The organism is Pannonibacter sp., assembly GCF_051860505.1.
Lineage (GTDB): Bacteria > Pseudomonadota > Alphaproteobacteria > Rhizobiales > Stappiaceae > Pannonibacter.
The window spans coordinates 110,681-127,265 of the sequence record NZ_JBHYDX010000004.1; the positions used below are offsets into that span (position 1 = coordinate 110,681).

General features: G+C 64.3%; 16 protein-coding genes. 10 read left to right on the forward strand and 6 right to left on the reverse strand.

Translation table 11 applies throughout. The features are described from left to right. Positions 1-70 precede the first annotated feature (70 nt). Positions 71-1,129: a Rieske 2Fe-2S domain-containing protein gene (locus ACTIFE_RS04285; protein ID WP_439527930.1), complete on the forward strand. Its 1,059-nt coding sequence runs from the start codon at positions 71-73 to the stop codon at positions 1,127-1,129. 81 nt (positions 1,130-1,210) lie between these two features. On the opposite strand, the gene ACTIFE_RS04290 is transcribed toward ACTIFE_RS04285, so the two are convergent. From ACTIFE_RS04290 to ACTIFE_RS04315, 6 genes are all read right to left on the reverse strand, one after another. Further along, on the reverse strand, positions 1,211-2,065 hold the full coding sequence (locus tag ACTIFE_RS04290; RefSeq protein WP_439527931.1) for a DUF1186 domain-containing protein: 855 nt from the start codon (positions 2,063-2,065) through the stop codon (positions 1,211-1,213). Between the two features lie 120 nt (positions 2,066-2,185). Continuing rightward, complete coding sequence (hrpB, locus tag ACTIFE_RS04295) at positions 2,186-4,657, reverse strand: ATP-dependent helicase HrpB (RefSeq protein WP_439527932.1); 2,472 nt, start codon at positions 4,655-4,657, stop codon at positions 2,186-2,188. A gap of 30 nt (positions 4,658-4,687) precedes the next feature. Further along, positions 4,688-5,728 (reverse strand): glucokinase, encoded by a 1,041-nt coding sequence (glk, locus tag ACTIFE_RS04300; RefSeq protein WP_439528005.1) that lies wholly within the window; start codon positions 5,726-5,728, stop codon positions 4,688-4,690. 2 nt (positions 5,729-5,730) lie between these two features. Beyond that, positions 5,731-6,186 (reverse strand): methylglyoxal synthase, encoded by a 456-nt coding sequence (locus ACTIFE_RS04305; protein ID WP_439527933.1) that lies wholly within the window; start codon positions 6,184-6,186, stop codon positions 5,731-5,733. A gap of 150 nt (positions 6,187-6,336) precedes the next feature. Beyond that, positions 6,337-7,272 (reverse strand): DUF1194 domain-containing protein, encoded by a 936-nt coding sequence (locus tag ACTIFE_RS04310; RefSeq protein WP_439527934.1) that lies wholly within the window; start codon positions 7,270-7,272, stop codon positions 6,337-6,339. Positions 7,273-7,369: 97 nt separating this feature from the next. Continuing rightward, a complete protein-coding gene (locus ACTIFE_RS04315; protein WP_439527935.1) occupies positions 7,370-8,203 on the reverse strand; it encodes a DUF1194 domain-containing protein in 834 nt (277 codons plus the stop codon). Between the two features lie 198 nt (positions 8,204-8,401). Here ACTIFE_RS04315 and ACTIFE_RS04320 point away from each other — a divergent pair, with 198 nt between their 5' ends. The 9 genes from ACTIFE_RS04320 (at position 8,402) to deoC (ending at position 16,585) form a co-directional block, all read left to right on the forward strand. Further along, the gene (locus tag ACTIFE_RS04320) at positions 8,402-8,635 is read left to right on the forward strand and encodes a hypothetical protein (RefSeq protein WP_439527936.1); all 234 of its coding nucleotides are present in this window, start codon (positions 8,402-8,404) and stop codon (positions 8,633-8,635) included. Between the two features lie 15 nt (positions 8,636-8,650). After that, positions 8,651-9,685 (forward strand): sugar-binding transcriptional regulator, encoded by a 1,035-nt coding sequence (locus ACTIFE_RS04325; RefSeq protein ID WP_439527937.1) that lies wholly within the window; start codon positions 8,651-8,653, stop codon positions 9,683-9,685. Between the two features lie 114 nt (positions 9,686-9,799). Next, positions 9,800-10,783, forward strand: a complete 984-nt coding sequence (locus ACTIFE_RS04330) for a BMP family lipoprotein (RefSeq protein ID WP_439528006.1) — start codon at positions 9,800-9,802, stop codon at positions 10,781-10,783. Positions 10,784-10,915: 132 nt separating this feature from the next. Beyond that, entirely contained in the window at positions 10,916-12,469 is a 1,554-nt protein-coding gene (locus tag ACTIFE_RS04335; RefSeq protein WP_439527938.1) for an ABC transporter ATP-binding protein, read from the forward strand. Then, positions 12,466-13,587: an ABC transporter permease gene (locus ACTIFE_RS04340; RefSeq protein WP_439527939.1), complete on the forward strand. Its 1,122-nt coding sequence runs from the start codon at positions 12,466-12,468 to the stop codon at positions 13,585-13,587. Before ACTIFE_RS04335 ends, ACTIFE_RS04340 begins: the two co-directional genes overlap by 4 nt. 10 nt (positions 13,588-13,597) lie before the next feature. Continuing rightward, positions 13,598-14,566, forward strand: a complete 969-nt coding sequence (locus tag ACTIFE_RS04345; RefSeq protein WP_439527940.1) for an ABC transporter permease — start codon at positions 13,598-13,600, stop codon at positions 14,564-14,566. Further along, a complete protein-coding gene (gene cdd, locus ACTIFE_RS04350; RefSeq protein ID WP_439527941.1) occupies positions 14,563-14,952 on the forward strand; it encodes a cytidine deaminase in 390 nt (129 codons plus the stop codon). The genes ACTIFE_RS04345 and cdd overlap by 4 nt, the downstream gene beginning before the upstream one ends. Before the next feature lie 45 nt (positions 14,953-14,997). Then, complete coding sequence (locus ACTIFE_RS04355; protein ID WP_439527942.1) at positions 14,998-15,810, forward strand: purine-nucleoside phosphorylase; 813 nt, start codon at positions 14,998-15,000, stop codon at positions 15,808-15,810. Continuing rightward, on the forward strand, positions 15,803-16,585 hold the full coding sequence (gene deoC / locus ACTIFE_RS04360; protein ID WP_439527943.1) for a deoxyribose-phosphate aldolase: 783 nt from the start codon (positions 15,803-15,805) through the stop codon (positions 16,583-16,585). Before ACTIFE_RS04355 ends, deoC begins: the two co-directional genes overlap by 8 nt.

The window sequence follows — 16,585 nt, forward strand, 5'->3', positions numbered from 1 at the left end:
ATCCGCATCAACCGGCCGCGTTCCTTGCGGCGGGCGCAGCCAACCGTGTGGCAGTCTGGGAGATCAGCGCGTGGACAATCTGAAGGCGGAACTGCTGCGCGGCCTCTGGTACGTGGCCTGCCTTGGCGCCGAGATCAAGCCGGGCGCCATGACCGGCAAGAAGCTGATGGGCGACATGGTGCTGCTTGGCCGCGACAAGGCCGGCAAGGTGTTTGCCCTGCGCGATATCTGCCCGCATCGCGGTATTCCGCTGCGCCACGGCAAGTTTGATGGCGAGACCGTCCAGTGCTGCTACCACGGCTGGCGCTTCAATACGGACGGCGTCTGCGTCGACATCCCCTCGACCCATGAAGATCAGGTCATCGACTTCTCCAAGATCACCTGTGGTGCCTATCCGGCGATCGAGCAGCAGGGCCTGATCTGGGTCTATTTCTCCGCAGCGGGCGAGCGCCCGGAGGACGGCCGCCAGCCGCGCCCGCCGATGCTGCCGGACTTTGATGCCGCCACCGGCCCGGCGCTGCATATCATGCAGCCGTTCGTCTGTTCGGTTGACCACGCGGCGCTGGGCTTGATGGATCCGACCCACGCCGCCTTCGTGCACACATCCTGGTGGTTCAAGAAAAACGCCACCAAGCTGCGTCCCAAGCGGAAGGAATTCGAGCCGTCAGAGCTTGGCTGGGCTATGGTGCGCCACAAGCTGCCGCCGCAGAACATCGCCTACAAGCTGCTGGGCGACGACGTGACGACCGAAATCCGCTACGCCCTGCCGGGCCTGCGCATCGAGCATATCAAGGGCTCGAAGCACTCCGTCGTCGGCCTCACCACCATCACCCCGGTCACGGAGGACGAGACGGAGGTCCGTCAGATGTTCTGGGCATCGATGGGCTGGATCGGCCCGTTCAAGCCGCTGATGCGGCATCTGATGAACGTGTTTCTCGGCCAGGACCGGCGCGTGGTCATCCAGCAGCGCGAGGGGCTGGAATACAATCCGAAGCTGATGCTGATCAACGATGCCGACACCCAGGGCCGCTGGTGGATGCAGCTCAAGCGCGAGTGGGCGGATGCGCAGGCAGAGGGCCGGGAGTTCCAGAACCCGGTGCGTGGCCGGGTCCTGCGCTGGATGAGCTGACCGGACGCGGCTCAAGGCCGCGTCATGGCATCCAAAGTCACGGCTGTCCCTGCCTTGAGCCGGGACAGCCAATTGCACATCTCAGTTCTTGTCGAACGGCGTATCGTCTTCGGCGGCCAGCAGCATGGGAACATCCTCCCACTCGGCCTCATCGCCATCCCAGGACCAGTCGCCCAGCATTTCGATAGTGTCCTCGAACGGATAGTAGCGGTTGGTTGCCAGCCACAGGTCCTTGGCTTCGGCGTCTTCGTTCGACACCTTCAGTGCTTCCAGATGATAGCCGAAGTCTTCCGGGTCGGCCGGACGGAAGCCACCTTCATCCATGGCGATGGTGCCGTTCTCGAACAGCGCGTCGATGGTGGGCGCAAGGTCCTCAAAGCCGAGATCGCCGGCGACCGCCACATAGGTGCCCCACATGAAGCTGTCAGGCTCCGGCTTCACCGCCACCGGGAAGTCCGCCAGAAGCTTGCGGGCATGGTCCCGATCAACAGCTCCGCTGATCACGCCGTGCGCCCAGGCCACTATCATGGCATCGCGGGCAAAGTCATCTACTGCATTGTTGCTGAAGCCGGTTTCCAGCTGGCCATAGTCGCCATTGTTGAGAGCGATCAGGATCGGTCCCATCGTCTCGGTCATGGCATCGCCAAAGAGGGCTTCAAGGTCGAGGTTCTCGCTCTGCAGCAGCTGCATCAAGGGGCCGAAGGCTTCCTTGGCATCAATGTCGGCGAGGATATGCAGGGCGATGAAACACGCGTCACCTTTGGCATCGCGCTGGCTCAAGGGACCCGTTCCGCCATTGGCGCGGTCTTCAAGGATGGCCATGAGACCGGGCTTGGCGGCTTCGGGCGCGTCAAGGCAAGCCTGCACCGCGTCTTCGGGAAAACCTTCTCCGGCGGTAAAGGCATCGATCAGGCTGGCAGCGTCGAGCGCGGTCATGGTGAAATCCTTGTCTTGCGGGGCGGTTCCTTTTTGGCAGGAACCATCATTGCTTGTGTCTTATCACGGTGGTCTCGCGGTGGCGATGACGGTTGCACATGTATCGCCAGACCTGTCCGTTCATGTTCCACGCGGCTTTGCGCGTCGGGTGGCTTCCGCGCTGTGTGGATCGTCAGGCCAGGGATGGCGCGGATAGCGTCCCTTCATCTCGCTCTTTACATCCGCCCAGGACCCGGCCCAGAAGCCGGGGAGGTCGCGCGTGATCTGGATCGGCCGCTGCGCGGGCGACAAGAGCTCCAGCGTCAGGTGAATACGGCCATTGGCCACCGAAGGGTGTTGTTTCAGACCGAACAGCTCCTGCACCCGGATCGAGATCGTCGGCCCGACTTCCGAGCCGTAGTCGATCGGCACGCTGGAGCCGGTCGGGGCCGTGAAATGCGAGGGGGCCAGCCGGTCCAGCTCCGCCGCGCCGCCATAGCCGAGGAGCCCCGCCAGCGCGTTGCCCAGCACCTCGGACGAGACATCGCTGACCCGGCTGCGGCCGGCCAGATAGGGCGCCAGCCAGTCCTGCATCGTTGCCCCCAGCGCCGCATCCGACAGGTCGGGCAGGGTGGTCTCGCCGGCGGCCCGGACAAAGCTGGCCCGGGCACGCAGCCGCAGCTGATCGTTGCTCCACGGCAGGCGCGTGACGCCCCGGCGCGCCAGTTCCTCCACCAGCGCGGCGGTGACCAGCGCCGGGTCCGGGGCACTGATCTGGCGGCTCGCCAGTTCCAGCGCCCGCATCCGCCGCACCCGGCGTGCGCGCACGGCGCCGGAAGGCTCCAGCTTCACCTCGTCTTCCTCGGTGATGTCGGCGGCAAACAGCGTCTCGATGTCATCAAGGCCGAGCGGGGCGGCCAGCAGGATGCGCCCGCTCGCCGCCTTGCCCTGGATGTCGGCCACGGCCAGGAAGGCTTCGGCGGCCAGCGCCAGCTCTTCCGGCATGTCGGCCCCGCGCCCGTTGGCAAGGCGGAAGCGGCCGCGTTGGCCGCGTTGCTGCGCGACGCGCTCGGGATAGGCCAGCGCCAGCACCTCGCCGGCCTGTTCGGGCAGATCCACATCCGGGCTTCCTCGGCTTCGTCCGGCCAGATCGCGCCAGCGGGAGGCGAGCGCCCGTGCGTCGCGGGCGCGCGGGCTGCCGTCGGCCCTGAGGCGCCGCACCCGCTCGCGCAGGTCCAAATCCTGACCACCGAGACCGGGCTCACTCAGGATCGCGGCGACATCGGCGGCGAGCCGGCCGAGGCCCAGCCCTTCCGCCTCCACCAGCATGTGCGCCAGTCGCGGCGCGAGCGGCAGCCGGGCGAGGCGTTTGCCATGCGGCGTCAACCGGCCGGCAGCGTCCAGCGCGTGACAGCCCTGCAGCAGGCTGCGTGCTTCCTGCAGCGCGGCGGCGGGAGGCAGGTCGGGAAAGCTCAGGCTGGCCGGATCGCTCGTGCCCCAGGCGGCCAGGTCCAGCAGCAGTGAGGAAAGATCCGCTTCGAGGATTTCGGGCCGCTCGGCGGCGGCCAGCGCCTGCGTCTGCGCCTCGTCCCACAGCCGGTAGCAGACGCCCGGTTCGGTTCGCCCGGCGCGGCCGCGCCGCTGGTCGGCGGTGGCGCGCGCGACGCGCACCGTTTCCAGCCGCGTCAGCCCGGTCTGCGGCTCATAGCGCGGCACCCGTGACAGTCCGCTGTCGATGACGACCCGCACCCCCTCGATGGTCAGCGAGGTCTGGGCGATGGCGGTGGCCAGCACCACCTTGCGCAGGCCGGGCCCTGCCGGCCGGATCGCCAGATCCTGTGCCTTGCCGTCGAGCGCGCCATAGAGCGGGGCGATCTGGATCGTGGGGCCGACCTGGCCCTCCAGCATCTCTGCCACCCGGCGGATCTCGCCCTGCCCGGGCAGGAAGACGAGCAGCGACCCGCTTTCCTTGGCCAGCGCCTTGCGGACGGCGCGGACCACCTGCGGCTCGATGCGCTCGTCCGGGCTGCGGCCGAGGTAGCGCGTCTCGACGGGGAAACTGCGGCCCTTGCTCTCGATCACCGGCGCATCGCCGAGCAGCCGCGCAACGGAGGCCGCATCCAGCGTCGCTGACATCGGCACCAGCCGCAGGTCGTCGCGCAGCGCGCCCTGCACGTCGAGCGCCAGCGCGAGGCCCAGGTCGCCGTCGAGCGAGCGTTCGTGGAATTCGTCGAAGAGCACGCAGGCGATGCCAGGCAACTCCGGCTCGTCGAGGATCATCCGGGTGAAGACACCTTCGGTGACCACTTCGATGCGCGTGCGGGCCGAGACCTTTGCGTCCATGCGCACCCGGTAGCCGACCGTCTCGCCGACCGCCTCTCCCAGCGTTTCCGCCATGCGCCGCGCAGCCGCGCGGGCAGCCAACCTGCGGGGTTCCAGCACGAGGATCCGGCGGCCGTCGGTCCAGTTCGCACCCAGCAGCGCCAGCGGTACCCTTGTGGTCTTGCCCGCGCCTGGTTCTGCGACCAGCACGGCAGACATGTTCGTCTGAAGCACCGCCAGCAAATCCGGCAGCACGGCATCGATGGGCAGCGGTGCGTCAGCCTGGGCCAAGGGTCATGCTCTTCGCGGAAAGGCCCCGGCTCAGTGCGGAACGGTCAGCGCCCCGGCCCGCGTCCACTGTCGGCCGGCTGTTCCCACGGCAAACAGGGCGGGCGTCCGGGCAAAGGCAGCCAGCCCTTCCAGTGCCGGGTTCGAGTGCCGAATGAGGAACGTCGGGATCGACGCCATGAGCCCGGCGTGGGGGGACTTCGCCTCGAAGGCGGCCCGGAAGCCGCCATCCTTCAGGTAGTCCGCGATATAGGATGTAACACCGCCGGTGATATAGACGCCGCCGCGCGCAAGAACGGTGAGGGCAAAGTCGCCTGCCACCCGTCCAAGGCATCGGGCGAACATCTGCAATGTCTCGACAGCGACAGGGTCGCCCTCGCTGGCTGCCCTCGTGATTTCGGCGCCACGACTGAAATTGCGATCCATCTTGCGTGCAGTCGCGACAGCGCGGGCCAACATCGGCAGCCCGGTACCGGACAACAACTGCTCGGCACCAACCCGTCCTTCCACCCGCTCCACGTGCGGCCAGATCTCGAAATCGGCATCCGTCACCGGCCCCAGTTCCACATGGCCACCTTCGCCGGGGACCGGGATCCAGGTATCGGCCGCATGGATCATCGCTGCCGCGCCGAGCCCCGTGCCGGGCCCAAGAACGAATTTGGAAGCCCCGGCGAGCGCGCTGCCGCTGCCGATCTGCTCGACATCCGATCCGGCCAGGCCGGGCAGGGCAAGCGCCTGCGCCTCGAAATCATTCAGGATGACCACATCTTCCAGTTGGAGCACGTCGATCATCTTTAGCGGCTCGACCACCCAATGCGCGTTGGTCAGCGGGATCCGGTCTCCGGTGACCGGACCAGCGACGGCGATGACGGCGCTTCTGGGCTGCGGCGCTTTTGCCTCTGCGATGGAGGCGCGAATGGCAGCAGTGATGTCCGGGAAATCTGCCGTAGCGACAGACGGCAGCGGGATCGCTGGCTGGATGGCATCCATCACCAGCGCAAATCGGGCATTTGTTCCGCCCACATCGCCGACCAGGACTGGAAACCGAAAGCCGCGCGGGCGCGAGGAAGTCAGGCTCATGAACGCAGATCCGCAATCTGGGGCGTGGTGGAGGACGTCGCAAGGCCGGTCAGCCGCGCGGAACGTAGCAGGATCTCTGCCGTCGACAGGTTCAGCGCCATCGGGATGTCATAGACGAGGGCCAGGCGCATCAGCGCTTTGACATCGACATCATGCGGCATTGGTGACAAGGGGTCGGCAAGGAACAAAAGGCCGTCTAGCTGCCCTTCGGCAATCATGGCACCAATTTGCTGGTCACCGCCGAGAGGACCGCTTTTGAGGGCGGTCACGTCCAGTTCCGGACAGGCCGCCTTGACCCGGCCGCCTGTGGTCCCGGTTGCCACGAGACGAAAGGCAGAAAGCTTGTCGCGGTTGCGTTCGGCGAAGGCGACGATCATGTCCTTCTTCGCGTCATGCGCCACGAGTGCCAGTACCGGCTTTTGTACAGGGCGCTCCGTGCGATCTGGCTCCATGCCAAAAAACTCCCGTGTCACTGGGCCGAGAGGCCCGATCTCAGTGCTTCGCCACAGCATTAGCCATTTCACGTGGCAAACGCAAAGCACGAGCAGTATCTTCCAAGACGCAGGCTTTGCCAGAGTGCGGAATGTGTCGTCGGGCCGGTCTTACTGGTCTTCGTAGCGGTTGCGCATTTGCCATCTGCGCTCGCCCTCCAGGCACAAGGGATCGATGCCGGTTGCGGCGCGGATAACCCTTGCAGTCTCCTCTGATGGCGGCGTTCCGGCGATCTCAAGCACAAGCTTGCGACGGATCGCCTCGGCGAACCGGTCCGCGCCGCGCACTGGCACGACAAAGGCTCCAGGGCCACCGATGACACAGGTCTCGTAATAGACGTCAAGATTGTCCATGTCGGACCAGCTGCTGCTGCGGAGCTTGAGTTGCAGCGGCAGGCCGTTGATGACGATGCCTTTGGCGATCACCTCGTCCCGCGCCACCGGTGCAAATGTGCCTTGATTGTTGGGCCCGTCCCCGGAGACATCGATGACCCGTTTCATCGCCGCGACAGGCATGCGGTCGAACTGGGCGGCGGAATACAGGAGAGCATCGCCGATAGCGGTTCTATAGGCCCGCCGCACGGGCGTCTCGGCGAGTGCTGCTGCGAAGTTTGCAGCGTCTTGCGGTGAGCTGATCACATGCCAGTCCACCAGGATGGCCTGGGATTCGCTGCCGGCCCATTCCAGATAGAGGACTGCGATCTTTCCCGTCAGCCCGCCGGCGATGGCTTGCATCACCTCATCCGAAGTAATGGCTGCCCGGTAACCGCTGCGCTGCAGGGCGAGTTCATCCATGTCCATCGAGTAGGAAATGTCGACCGCAAGGACCAGCGCCACATCCACTTCTTCTGGAATGGGTTGCGCTGAAGCGGCCTGAAAACCTGTTCCAAAGGCGAGAAGGCCGAGACCCATGATCAACGACTGAAGGTACTTTACCTTGCCGCGAGCCGGCGTTCTGCCGCAGGGCTGTTCGCCGGGCGCACGCACCCGCTGCACACCGGTGTTGCCGGTTCCTCCGAGTGCCTGTCGTTCTGGTCTGTCCGTCATGCCGCCTCTTGCCCAGCCTGCCGGGGCCGCGGGAGACGGCCTCGGGTTTAGTGTCGGCCGGTATCCGGCTGCGGCAAAATCGCGTTTGCGTGAGCGGTCAGTCGAACAGGGCGCAACTGACAGGCTTGCGTGCCGCTGCCGGGATCACCTGCGGCTGGCTTTCCATCAGTCCCGCGATCTCAAGCACGAGTTTCATGCGGATGGCATCCGCGAACCCTTCCTTGGACCGCACCGGAATGGCAAACGACCCCGGTCCACCGATCACGCAGTCCTCATAGTAGTGATCGAGGTGCAGCATGGCCTGCCAGGCCGAGGTCTCCGATTTCATCATCAGCGGCAGGCCGTTGATGGTGATCCCGGCGGCGATGACCTTGTCGCGCATCTCGGTGACGGTTCCGCCCTGGTTATTCGGGCCGTCGCCGGAGATATCGATGACCTTGCGCATGCCTTGGTACTTGTTGCCGCTGACGAGCTGTGCCGATTTCTCGAGTGCAGAGAAGATGGATGTCCGCTGCACCTGACGAATGGGAGCCTCGGCAATGCGGGCTGCGAAGGCTGCGGCGGTCGTGCCGTCTTCGATGATGGTCCAGTCGGCCACCGTAAAGTGCTCGCCGACCCCGCCCCATTCGAAATAGGTGACGGCGATCCGGCCGGTCGGGCCATACTTGATGGCGTCCAGGACTTCCTGCGATGTGATGGCCGCGACATAGCCGGCGCGCTGGATTTCCTGCTCGTCCGTATCCATGGACTGGGAGATGTCGACAGCCAGAACAAGTTCGACATCCACCTCGGCGGCCGGGTCATAGGCCGCGAGACTGCGCGGCAGCGATCGGTCAAACGCCGCAGCGGTAATTGGGGTCATTGCAAGCATCACCGTCGCAAACAGGCCGGTGAGAATGGTCTTCTGGTTTGTGCACAGCGTGAGACGCATGGTTGTTCTCCTTGCCTGGCCGAAGCCGATACCCACGCCTCCCTTGTTCATCGTTCTTGTTGCGGCTAAAGGTCCAGTTAATTTCTAGAACAGCCGATACCTTACGCAGCTCCTCGACATTCGATTAGCTGGCGCATGGAATATTCATAGCAAAACGCGTGCCAGAAAATTAGCCGGCAGGAATATGCCGGCAAATCAATGAGTGCACATATTGCGCTTTTTTACGAGATCGGCAATTTTTGCCCTGAAGCTCGGCAAAAATTGCCGGGTTTGTGGTTTTCTGCAATTTTGCCCGGCAATATCTGCCTGTCCGTAAGGCAGCATGCCAACGGCATGTGCAGGGTGGCTTCAGGCTCGAAATGGCTTGAGATTGCGGCGTGTCGAGGCCTTTATCCGCTTGACGAAGCCGATATGTGCGGGCAATCTCTCTGAAGAAATTCTCAGCCGGTGAAGAAATTTTCATCGCGCAACACGCCGGAGCAACTGGCGGGAGATCGGGCAAAAGGCCCGGGACGGGGCGAGGCAGTGCAGGACGAGGACTGGACCACCTATTTGTCGATCAGGGCGGCCTGGCTGTCCTTTGTCGGCGGATGCACGCAGGGCGACATTGCCGCCCGGCTTGGTGTGTCGCCGGCCAAGGTGCACAGGTTGATTGCCCACGCGCAAAAGGAAGGCCTGATCCGGTTCCAAATCGATGGGCGCCCTATCGAGTGTCTGGAGCTTGAAGAGCGTTTCACCAAAGCCTTCGGTCTGTCGACCTGCATCATCGCACCGGATCTTGGCGGCTCTGATCCAGCGACGGCCATCCGCGCGGTCGCATCAGTGGCCGGGCCCTATCTTGCGTCTGTGCTGTCGGCGCCGGAGGTGGTGGGCGTTGGCGTTGGCATGGGGCGCACGCTCAAGGCGGCCGTAGCCGCGATGCCGCGCATCCACCGGCCGAACCTCTCCGTCATCTCGATTTCCGGCTCGCTGATGCGCAAGCTGTCGGCCAACCCTTATGACGTGGTGCAGCAACTCGCCGAGCGCACCGGCGGCGAAGGGTATTTTCTGCCCGTGCCCTATTTCGCCGAGAGTGTCGAGGAGCGCGACATGTTCCTTGGCCAGCGCAGCGTGCAGGACTTGCTGGAGCGTGCGCGCCGGTCGAATGTGTTTGTGGTCGGCATCGGCTCGATCGACAACGAAGGCCACCTGGTGCAGCGCGGAATGATCAACAAGACGGATCAGGAGGGCTTGCGCCGGTCCAATGCGGTAAGTGACCTGATGGGGCGCTTCGTGTCATTGGACGGTCGTCATGCGCCGAGTTCACTGGCCGATGTCGCGGTCGGGCTGCATTTCGAGGAAGTGCGGGGCGCGCGCGTAATTGCGCTGGTGGGCGGTGAGGGCAAGGCGGATGCAACGCTTGCCGCATTGCGCACGGGCGTCATTACCGATCTTGTCGCGGATGAAACCCTTGCAAGGGCCCTGCGCGACCGGATCAGTTGAGAGGCCGACGTCCGCCGGCTTATCCGGGGGCGGGGCCGCTTGTGGGGAAGTAATCGGGACCGGCCATCGGGGCCGTCTCTCTAGTCGGAGGATTGAAGCGTGAAAAAGTTTCTGATGATCAGCGCGGCATTCGCTGGACTTGCGATCTCTGGTGCTGTGCAGGCGGCTGATATCAAGCCGGCAGTTCTGTACGATCTGGGCGGCAAGTTCGACAAGTCGTTCAACGAAGCTGCCTACACCGGCGCCGAGCAGTTCAAGAAGGAAACCGGCGTCGAATACCGCGACTTCGAGATCCAGAACGACGCTCAGCGTGAACAGGCGCTGCGCAACTTCGCCAAGCGCGGCCAGAACCCGATCGTTGCCATTGGTTTCTCGCAGGCGAATGCGGTCGAGAAGGTCGCCAAGGAGTTCCCGGACATCCAGTTCGCCATTGTTGACATGGTCGTCGACCTGCCGAATGTGCGTTCGGTCGTGTTCAAGGAACACGAAGGGTCCTTCCTCGTTGGCGTGCTGGCCTCGATGGCCTCCAAGTCCGGCAAGGTCGGCTTCGTCGGCGGCATGGACATTCCGCTGATCTCGAAGTTCTCCTGCGGCTACAAGCAGGGCGTGAAGGCCACCAACGCCAGCGCCGAAGTATTCGAAAACATGACCGGCACCACCGGTGCGGCCTGGAATGATCCGGTCAAGGGCGGCGAACTCGCCAAGTCCCAGTTCGACCGCGGTGCGGACGTCGTCTATCACGCTGCGGGTGCAACCGGCATCGGTGTCCTGCAGGCCGCAGCTGACGCCGGCAAGCTCGGCATCGGCGTCGACAGCAACCAGAACGCCCTGCATCCGGGCCAGGTCCTGACCTCGATGCTGAAGCGCGTCGACGTCGCTGTGAACAAGGCTTTCTCAGATTCCATGACCGGCAACTGGACTTCGGGCGTCGAAGTCCTTGGTCTGGCAGAAGGCGGTGTTGACTATGCCTACGACGAGCACAACGCAGCCCTGATCAGCGACGACATGAAGGCTGCGGTGGAGAAGGCCAAGGCCGACATCATCTCCGGCACCATCAAGGTCCATGACTACATGGCCGACAAGTCCTGCCCGTTCTGAACGGACAGGAACAGATCGGGCGCGCCGGTTGCCGGCGCGCCCCCTCGCCGCAGTTTATCTCGTCGCGCCTGACAGCCGGGCGCATGCCATCACGCCGGACCGGTGTCTGACGCCAAGCGCCCGGGAGCACCCATGACCCCAGCTATCGAGCTTCGCAAGATCAACAAGTCTTTCGGGGCCGTTCACGCCAACAAGAACATTGATCTCGTCGTCGGCAAAGGCTCGATCCATGGCATCATTGGCGAGAACGGGGCCGGCAAGTCGACCCTGATGTCCATTCTCTACGGCTTCTACAATGCCGATAGCGGAGACATTCTGGTCGATGGCAAGGTTGTATCGATCAGCGATTCCAAGACAGCCATCTCGCTTGGCATCGGCATGGTGCATCAGCATTTCATGCTGGTCGACACGTTCAGCGTGTTCGAAAACATCATCCTCGGTGCCGAGGACGGCACCTTCCTGTCCCGTGGCAGCGACAAGGCGCGCAAGGAACTGGCTCGTCTCGATGCCGACTACGGCCTGAAGGTTGATCCGGATGCGCTGATCGAGGATCTGCCTGTCGGCCTGCAGCAGCGGGTGGAGATCCTGAAAGCGCTCTACCGTGGCGCAGAGGTCCTGATCCTTGACGAGCCAACCGGCGTACTGACGCCGGCCGAGGCCGATCATCTGTTCCGCATCCTTGAGGTACTGAAGAACCAGGGCAAGACCGTGCTCCTGATCACGCACAAGCTGCGCGAGATCATGGCCATCACCGACACCGTCTCCGTCATGCGCCGCGGCGAAATTGTCGCCACGCGCAAGACGTCGGAGACCAGCATGGAAGAGCTGGCCGAGTTGATGGTCGGCCGCCGTGTCCTGCTCACCGTCGACAAGGGCGATGCGGCACCGGGCGCGCCGGTGCTCAAGGTTGAAAATCTCACTGTCACCGATGCGCGCGGCGTGACTGTCGTCAAGAACGTGTCCTTCGAGGTCCGCGCCGGCGAGATTGTCGGCATTGCCGGCGTGTCTGGCAATGGCCAGTCCGAACTGCTGGAGACACTGGCCGGCATCCGCCGCCCGAAGTCCGGCACTGTCACCATCGGCAGCGAGGTGCTGGATCTGGCCCATCATCCGGTCGATGCATCCGGCATGCGCGCCAAGAGCGTCGGCCATGTGCCCGAAGACCGGCATCGTATGGGACTGGTGACGTCCTTTGCCGAGTATGAAAACGCGATTCTCGGTTACCATAATGACCCGGCCTATGCGAAGGGCCCGTTCCTGAATCTGGCCGCGATCAAGGAAGCCGCGAAGGGCGAGATCGCCAAATACGACATACGCCCACCCAATCCGATGCTGAAGACGGCGAATTTCTCGGGTGGCAACCAGCAGAAGATCGTGCTGGCGCGGGAGATCGAACGCGATCCGTCCGTGCTGCTGATCGGCCAGCCGACGCGCGGCGTTGACATCGGCGCCATCGAGTTCATTCACAAGCGCATCGTCGAATTGCGCGATGCCAGCAAGGCGATCCTGCTCGTGTCGGTGGAACTGGACGAGATCCGCTCCCTGTCCGACCGTGTGCTGGTGATGTTCGATGGCCGCATCGTCGGCGAGCGCCTGCCGTCGGCCGGTGAGGGCGAAATTGGGCTGCTCATGGCCGGTGTCGACGACGCCAGTGCCGCCGCCTCGCGACAGGGAGACGCCGCATGAGTGCCGGACAACTACCGCGCTGGGCCGATCTCGGCCTTATTCCACTGCTGAACCTGACCGCCGCCTTCCTGGTCTCCGGTCTCGTCGTGCTCATCATCGGCGAGAACCCGATCGAGGTTGTCCAGATCCTGCTCTGGGGCTCGCTCGGCTTCGGCGAAGGCATCGGCTTCACGCTGTTCTACGCCACCAACTTCATTTTCACCGGCCTTGCTGTCGCCGTGGCCTTCCATGCCGGTCTGTTCAACATCGGCGGTGAAGGTCAGGCCTATGTCGGCGGCCTCGGCGTTGCGGCCGCCTGCCTGCTGCTTGACCGCATCGTGCCCTGGTGGGTGACACTGCCTTTCGTGATCATTGGCTCTGCCGCAGCAGGGGCCGCATGGGCCTTTATTCCGGCCTGGCTGCAGGCAAAGCGTGGCAGCCACGTGGTCATCACGACGATCATGTTCAACTTCATCGCCGCCTCGATGATGGTCTATCTGCTGGTCAACGTCATCGGCAAGGATGGCTCGATGCAGCCGGAAACCCGCACCTTCGCGGATGGCGGCCGGTTGCCGATGCTGAATGACGTCTTCCCCTTCTTTGATTTCGGCACTGCGCCGGTCAACCTATCGCTGATTCTGGCGTTGCTGTCGGCCTTCGGCGTCTGGCTCTTGATCTGGCGTACCCGCCTTGGCTATGCCATCCGCACCCTGGGCGCCAATGCGACGGCGGCCGTCTATGCCGGTATCTCGCCCGCCCGCATCATCATCATCACCATGATGATCTCCGGCGGCCTCGCCGGCATGATGGCGATCAACGAGATCATGGGCTCGCAGCACCGCCTGCTGATCGAATTCGTTTCGGGATATGGCTTCGTCGGCATCGCCGTCGCGCTGATGGGGCGCGGCCATCCGGTCGGCATTGTGCTCGCCGCCGTCCTGTTCGGCATGCTCTACCAGGGCGGCGCCGAACTCGCCTTTGAGATCCCGGCCGTGACCCGCGACATGATCCTCGTCATCCAGGGCCTGGTGATCCTCTTCGCCGGTGCACTGGAATATATGTTCCGGCCGACGCTGGTGCGGATCTTCACCTTCGCCCGCACGCCGGCCTCCGCCGCGCCTGCAACTGTTGCCAAGTGAGGAGGCAGAGATGCTCGAAAGCCTGATCCTCATCCTCGACAGTACGGTGCGCCTGTCGACCCCGCTGCTGCTTGCCTGTCTCGCGGGTCTCTACTCCGAGCGTTCGGGCGTGGTCGATATCGGCCTTGAAGGCAAGATGCTTGGCGCGGCCTTCGGAGCGGCCTGTGTCGCTTTTCTCACCGCAAACGCCTGGGCCGGTCTCCTCGCGGGCATCATGGTGGCGGTGGGCCTGTCGCTCATCCATGGATTTGCCTCGATCACCCATCGTGGCAACCAGATCGTGTCAGGTGTCGCCATCAACTTCCTTGCTGCCGGGCTGACGGCTCTGCTCGGCCAGGCCTGGTTCGGACAAGGCGGGCGCACTCCGTCCCTGTCCGGAGGAGGCCGTTTCCTCGAAATCACCTTGCCCTTCGCCAACGAGCTTGCGACCGTGCCTGTACTCGGTCCGATCTATTCTGGTCTGATTTCTGGCCACAACGCTCTGGTCTATCTCGCTTTCCTCGCCGTGCCCTTTACCTGGTGGGTGCTGTTCCGCACCCGCTTCGGCCTGCGCCTGAGGGCGGTCGGCGAGAACCCGGCTGCTGTGGACACGGCCGGCATCTCGGTCACCTTCCTGCGCTACCGCGCCGTCATCATCTGCGGTGTCTTGTGCGGCATGGCGGGTGCCTATCTCGCGATTGCCCAGTCGTCCGGCTTCATCAAGGATATGACAGCCGGAAAGGGCTTCATCGCGCTCGCCGCGCTGATCTTTGCCAAGTGGAAGCCGGTCAATGCCATGCTGGCCTGCCTGCTGTTCGGTTTCCTCGATGCGACTGCGATCCGCATGCAGGGCCAGTCCATCCCCTGGATCGGCGAAGTGCCGGTGCAGGTGTTCCAGGCGCTGCCCTACGTTCTCACGGTCATCCTGCTCGCCGGCTTCATCGGCAAGGCGATCCCGCCGAAGGCCAGCGGCATTCCCTATCTGAAGGAGCGCACATGAGCCGCCTCGACGAACTGTTCGCTGCGGCCAAGACTGCACGCGAAAACGCCTACGCCCCCTATTCCAACTTCAAGGTCGGCGCGGCCCTCTTGACCGACGGCGGCCACATCGTGCCCGGCTGCAATGTCGAGAACGCGGCCTATCCGGAAGGTGTCTGCGCCGAGGCCGGGGCAATATCAGCCATGGTCCTCTCCGGCGAGCAGCGCATTGCCGAGGTGGTCGTCGTCGCCGACGCGGCACTCTGCACCCCTTGCGGCGGCTGCCGCCAGAAGCTGAAGGAGTTCGGCGCCGGGTCGGTCAAGGTCCACATCGCCAACCTCGACGGCATTCGCCGCACCTTCACCATTGACGAACTTCTGCCCGCCGGCTTCGCGCTTCACGACTGAGGCGGCCGGCGGCCTGATCCCTTGAGCATAAGGACGATGAGACCCATGAGCGGCTCTGGTCACGATTGCGCGGCAGTAGTCCGCGCTGCCCGTCCGGGCACCTATCGCATTGGCATGATCCTCGGTTCCGGCCTCGGCGAACTCGCCGGCGAGCTGGAAGATGCCGTGCATATTCCCTATTCGAAACTCCCGGGCTTCCCGGTCTCGACCGTGTCCTCGCATGGCAGCGAACTGGTGGCTGGCACCATGCACGGCGTTCCGGTCGTCATCCTGTCGGGGCGCGCACATTACTATGAAAGCGGCAACCCCTCGATCATGCGCACCCCGGTCGAGACGCTGAAGGCGCTCGGCTGCGAGATCCTGTTTGCTACCAATGCGGCCGGCTCCCTGCGTGAGGAAGTCGCCCCCGGCCATCCGATGCTGATCACCGATCACATCAATTGGTCCGGCCTCAATCCGCTGATTGGCGAGGAAGACGAGAAGCGCTTCCTCGACATGACCACCGCCTATGATCTGGAACTGCGGGCGGCCATGCACCGGGCTGCAAAACACCAGGGCGAACACCTCGCCGAGGGCGTCTACATGTGGTTCTCCGGCCCGTCCTTCGAGACGCCGGCCGAAATCCGCATGGCCCGCATGCTGGGCGCTGACGCGGTTGGCATGTCCACCGTACCGGAGGTGATCATGGGTCGCTTCCTCGGGATGCGCGTTGCCGCCATGTCGATCATCACCAATCTCGGCGCCGGAATGCAGGCGCATGGCCTGTCCCATGACGAAACCAAGTCGGTCGCCAAGCTCGGCATGGACCGCATGAAGCGCCTGGTGCGCGGCTTCGTGAAGGAGATCGCCCATGGCTGACCAGTCTGCTTCCGCCGTACTTGCGGCCCGCGCGTTGGCGCTGGTTGACCTGACCAACCTCAACGACGGCTGCACGGATGCCGACATCGACGCGCTTTGCGCCCGCGCCGTGACGCCACATGGCACGGTCGCCGCCGTCTGCGTCTATCCGGCCTTTGTCGCCCGCTCGAAGGCGCGCCTGACCGGCACCGGCGTGAAGGTCGCAACGGTGGTGAACTTCCCTGCCGGCGGCGATGACACCGCCGCGGTCGTCCGCGAGACGCAGCAGGCCATCGCTGACGGGGCCGACGAGATCGACCTTGTCATGCCCTACCGCGCCTTCGTGGCCGGCCGCCGTGGCTTTGCCGAGGAGCAGATCATCCGCGTCAAGGCGGCCATTCCGGTACCTGCCCAGCTCAAGGTGATCCTGGAGACCGGCGAAATCGGCGACCCGCTGCTCATTCATCAGGCCTCGCAGGTGGCGATTGCCGCCGGGGCTGATTTCATCAAGACCTCCACCGGCAAGGTGAAGGTCAATGCCACGCTCGAGGCGGCGGAGATCATGCTCACCGTCATCGAGGAAACCCGCCGCGATCACGGCCGCCCGGTCGGCTTCAAGCCCGCTGGCGGCATCCGCACGCTGGACGATGCCGTCGCCTATCTGGCGCTGGCCGACCGAATCCTCGGGCCTAACTGGGCCACGGCCGCGACCTTCCGCTTCGGCGCCAGCGGCCTGCTCGATGCGCTTCTCGACGTGATCAAGGGCGGAACGGGTTCCGCACGCGAAGGATACTGA

Bases quoted from the DNA above. Each gene is read 5' to 3' on its own strand.
- ACTIFE_RS04355 (WP_439527942.1), top strand. From the start codon at position 14,998: ATGAGCGGCTCTGGTCACGATTGCGCGGCAGTAGTCCGCGCTGCCCGT.
- deoC (WP_439527943.1), top strand. From the start codon at position 15,803: ATGGCTGACCAGTCTGCTTCCGCCGTACTTGCGGCCCGCGCGTTGGCG.
- ACTIFE_RS04290 (WP_439527931.1), bottom strand. From the start codon at position 2,065: ATGACCGCGCTCGACGCTGCCAGCCTGATCGATGCCTTTACCGCCGGA.
- ACTIFE_RS04310 (WP_439527934.1), bottom strand. From the start codon at position 7,272: ATGACGGACAGACCAGAACGACAGGCACTCGGAGGAACCGGCAACACC.
- ACTIFE_RS04340 (WP_439527939.1), top strand. From the start codon at position 12,466: ATGAGTGCCGGACAACTACCGCGCTGGGCCGATCTCGGCCTTATTCCA.
- ACTIFE_RS04305 (WP_439527933.1), bottom strand. From the start codon at position 6,186: ATGGAGCCAGATCGCACGGAGCGCCCTGTACAAAAGCCGGTACTGGCA.
- cdd (WP_439527941.1), top strand. From the start codon at position 14,563: ATGAGCCGCCTCGACGAACTGTTCGCTGCGGCCAAGACTGCACGCGAA.
- ACTIFE_RS04315 (WP_439527935.1), bottom strand. From the start codon at position 8,203: ATGCGTCTCACGCTGTGCACAAACCAGAAGACCATTCTCACCGGCCTG.
- ACTIFE_RS04330 (WP_439528006.1), top strand. From the start codon at position 9,800: ATGATCAGCGCGGCATTCGCTGGACTTGCGATCTCTGGTGCTGTGCAG.
- ACTIFE_RS04320 (WP_439527936.1), top strand. From the start codon at position 8,402: ATGAGTGCACATATTGCGCTTTTTTACGAGATCGGCAATTTTTGCCCT.
- ACTIFE_RS04335 (WP_439527938.1), top strand. From the start codon at position 10,916: ATGACCCCAGCTATCGAGCTTCGCAAGATCAACAAGTCTTTCGGGGCC.
- ACTIFE_RS04345 (WP_439527940.1), top strand. From the start codon at position 13,598: ATGCTCGAAAGCCTGATCCTCATCCTCGACAGTACGGTGCGCCTGTCG.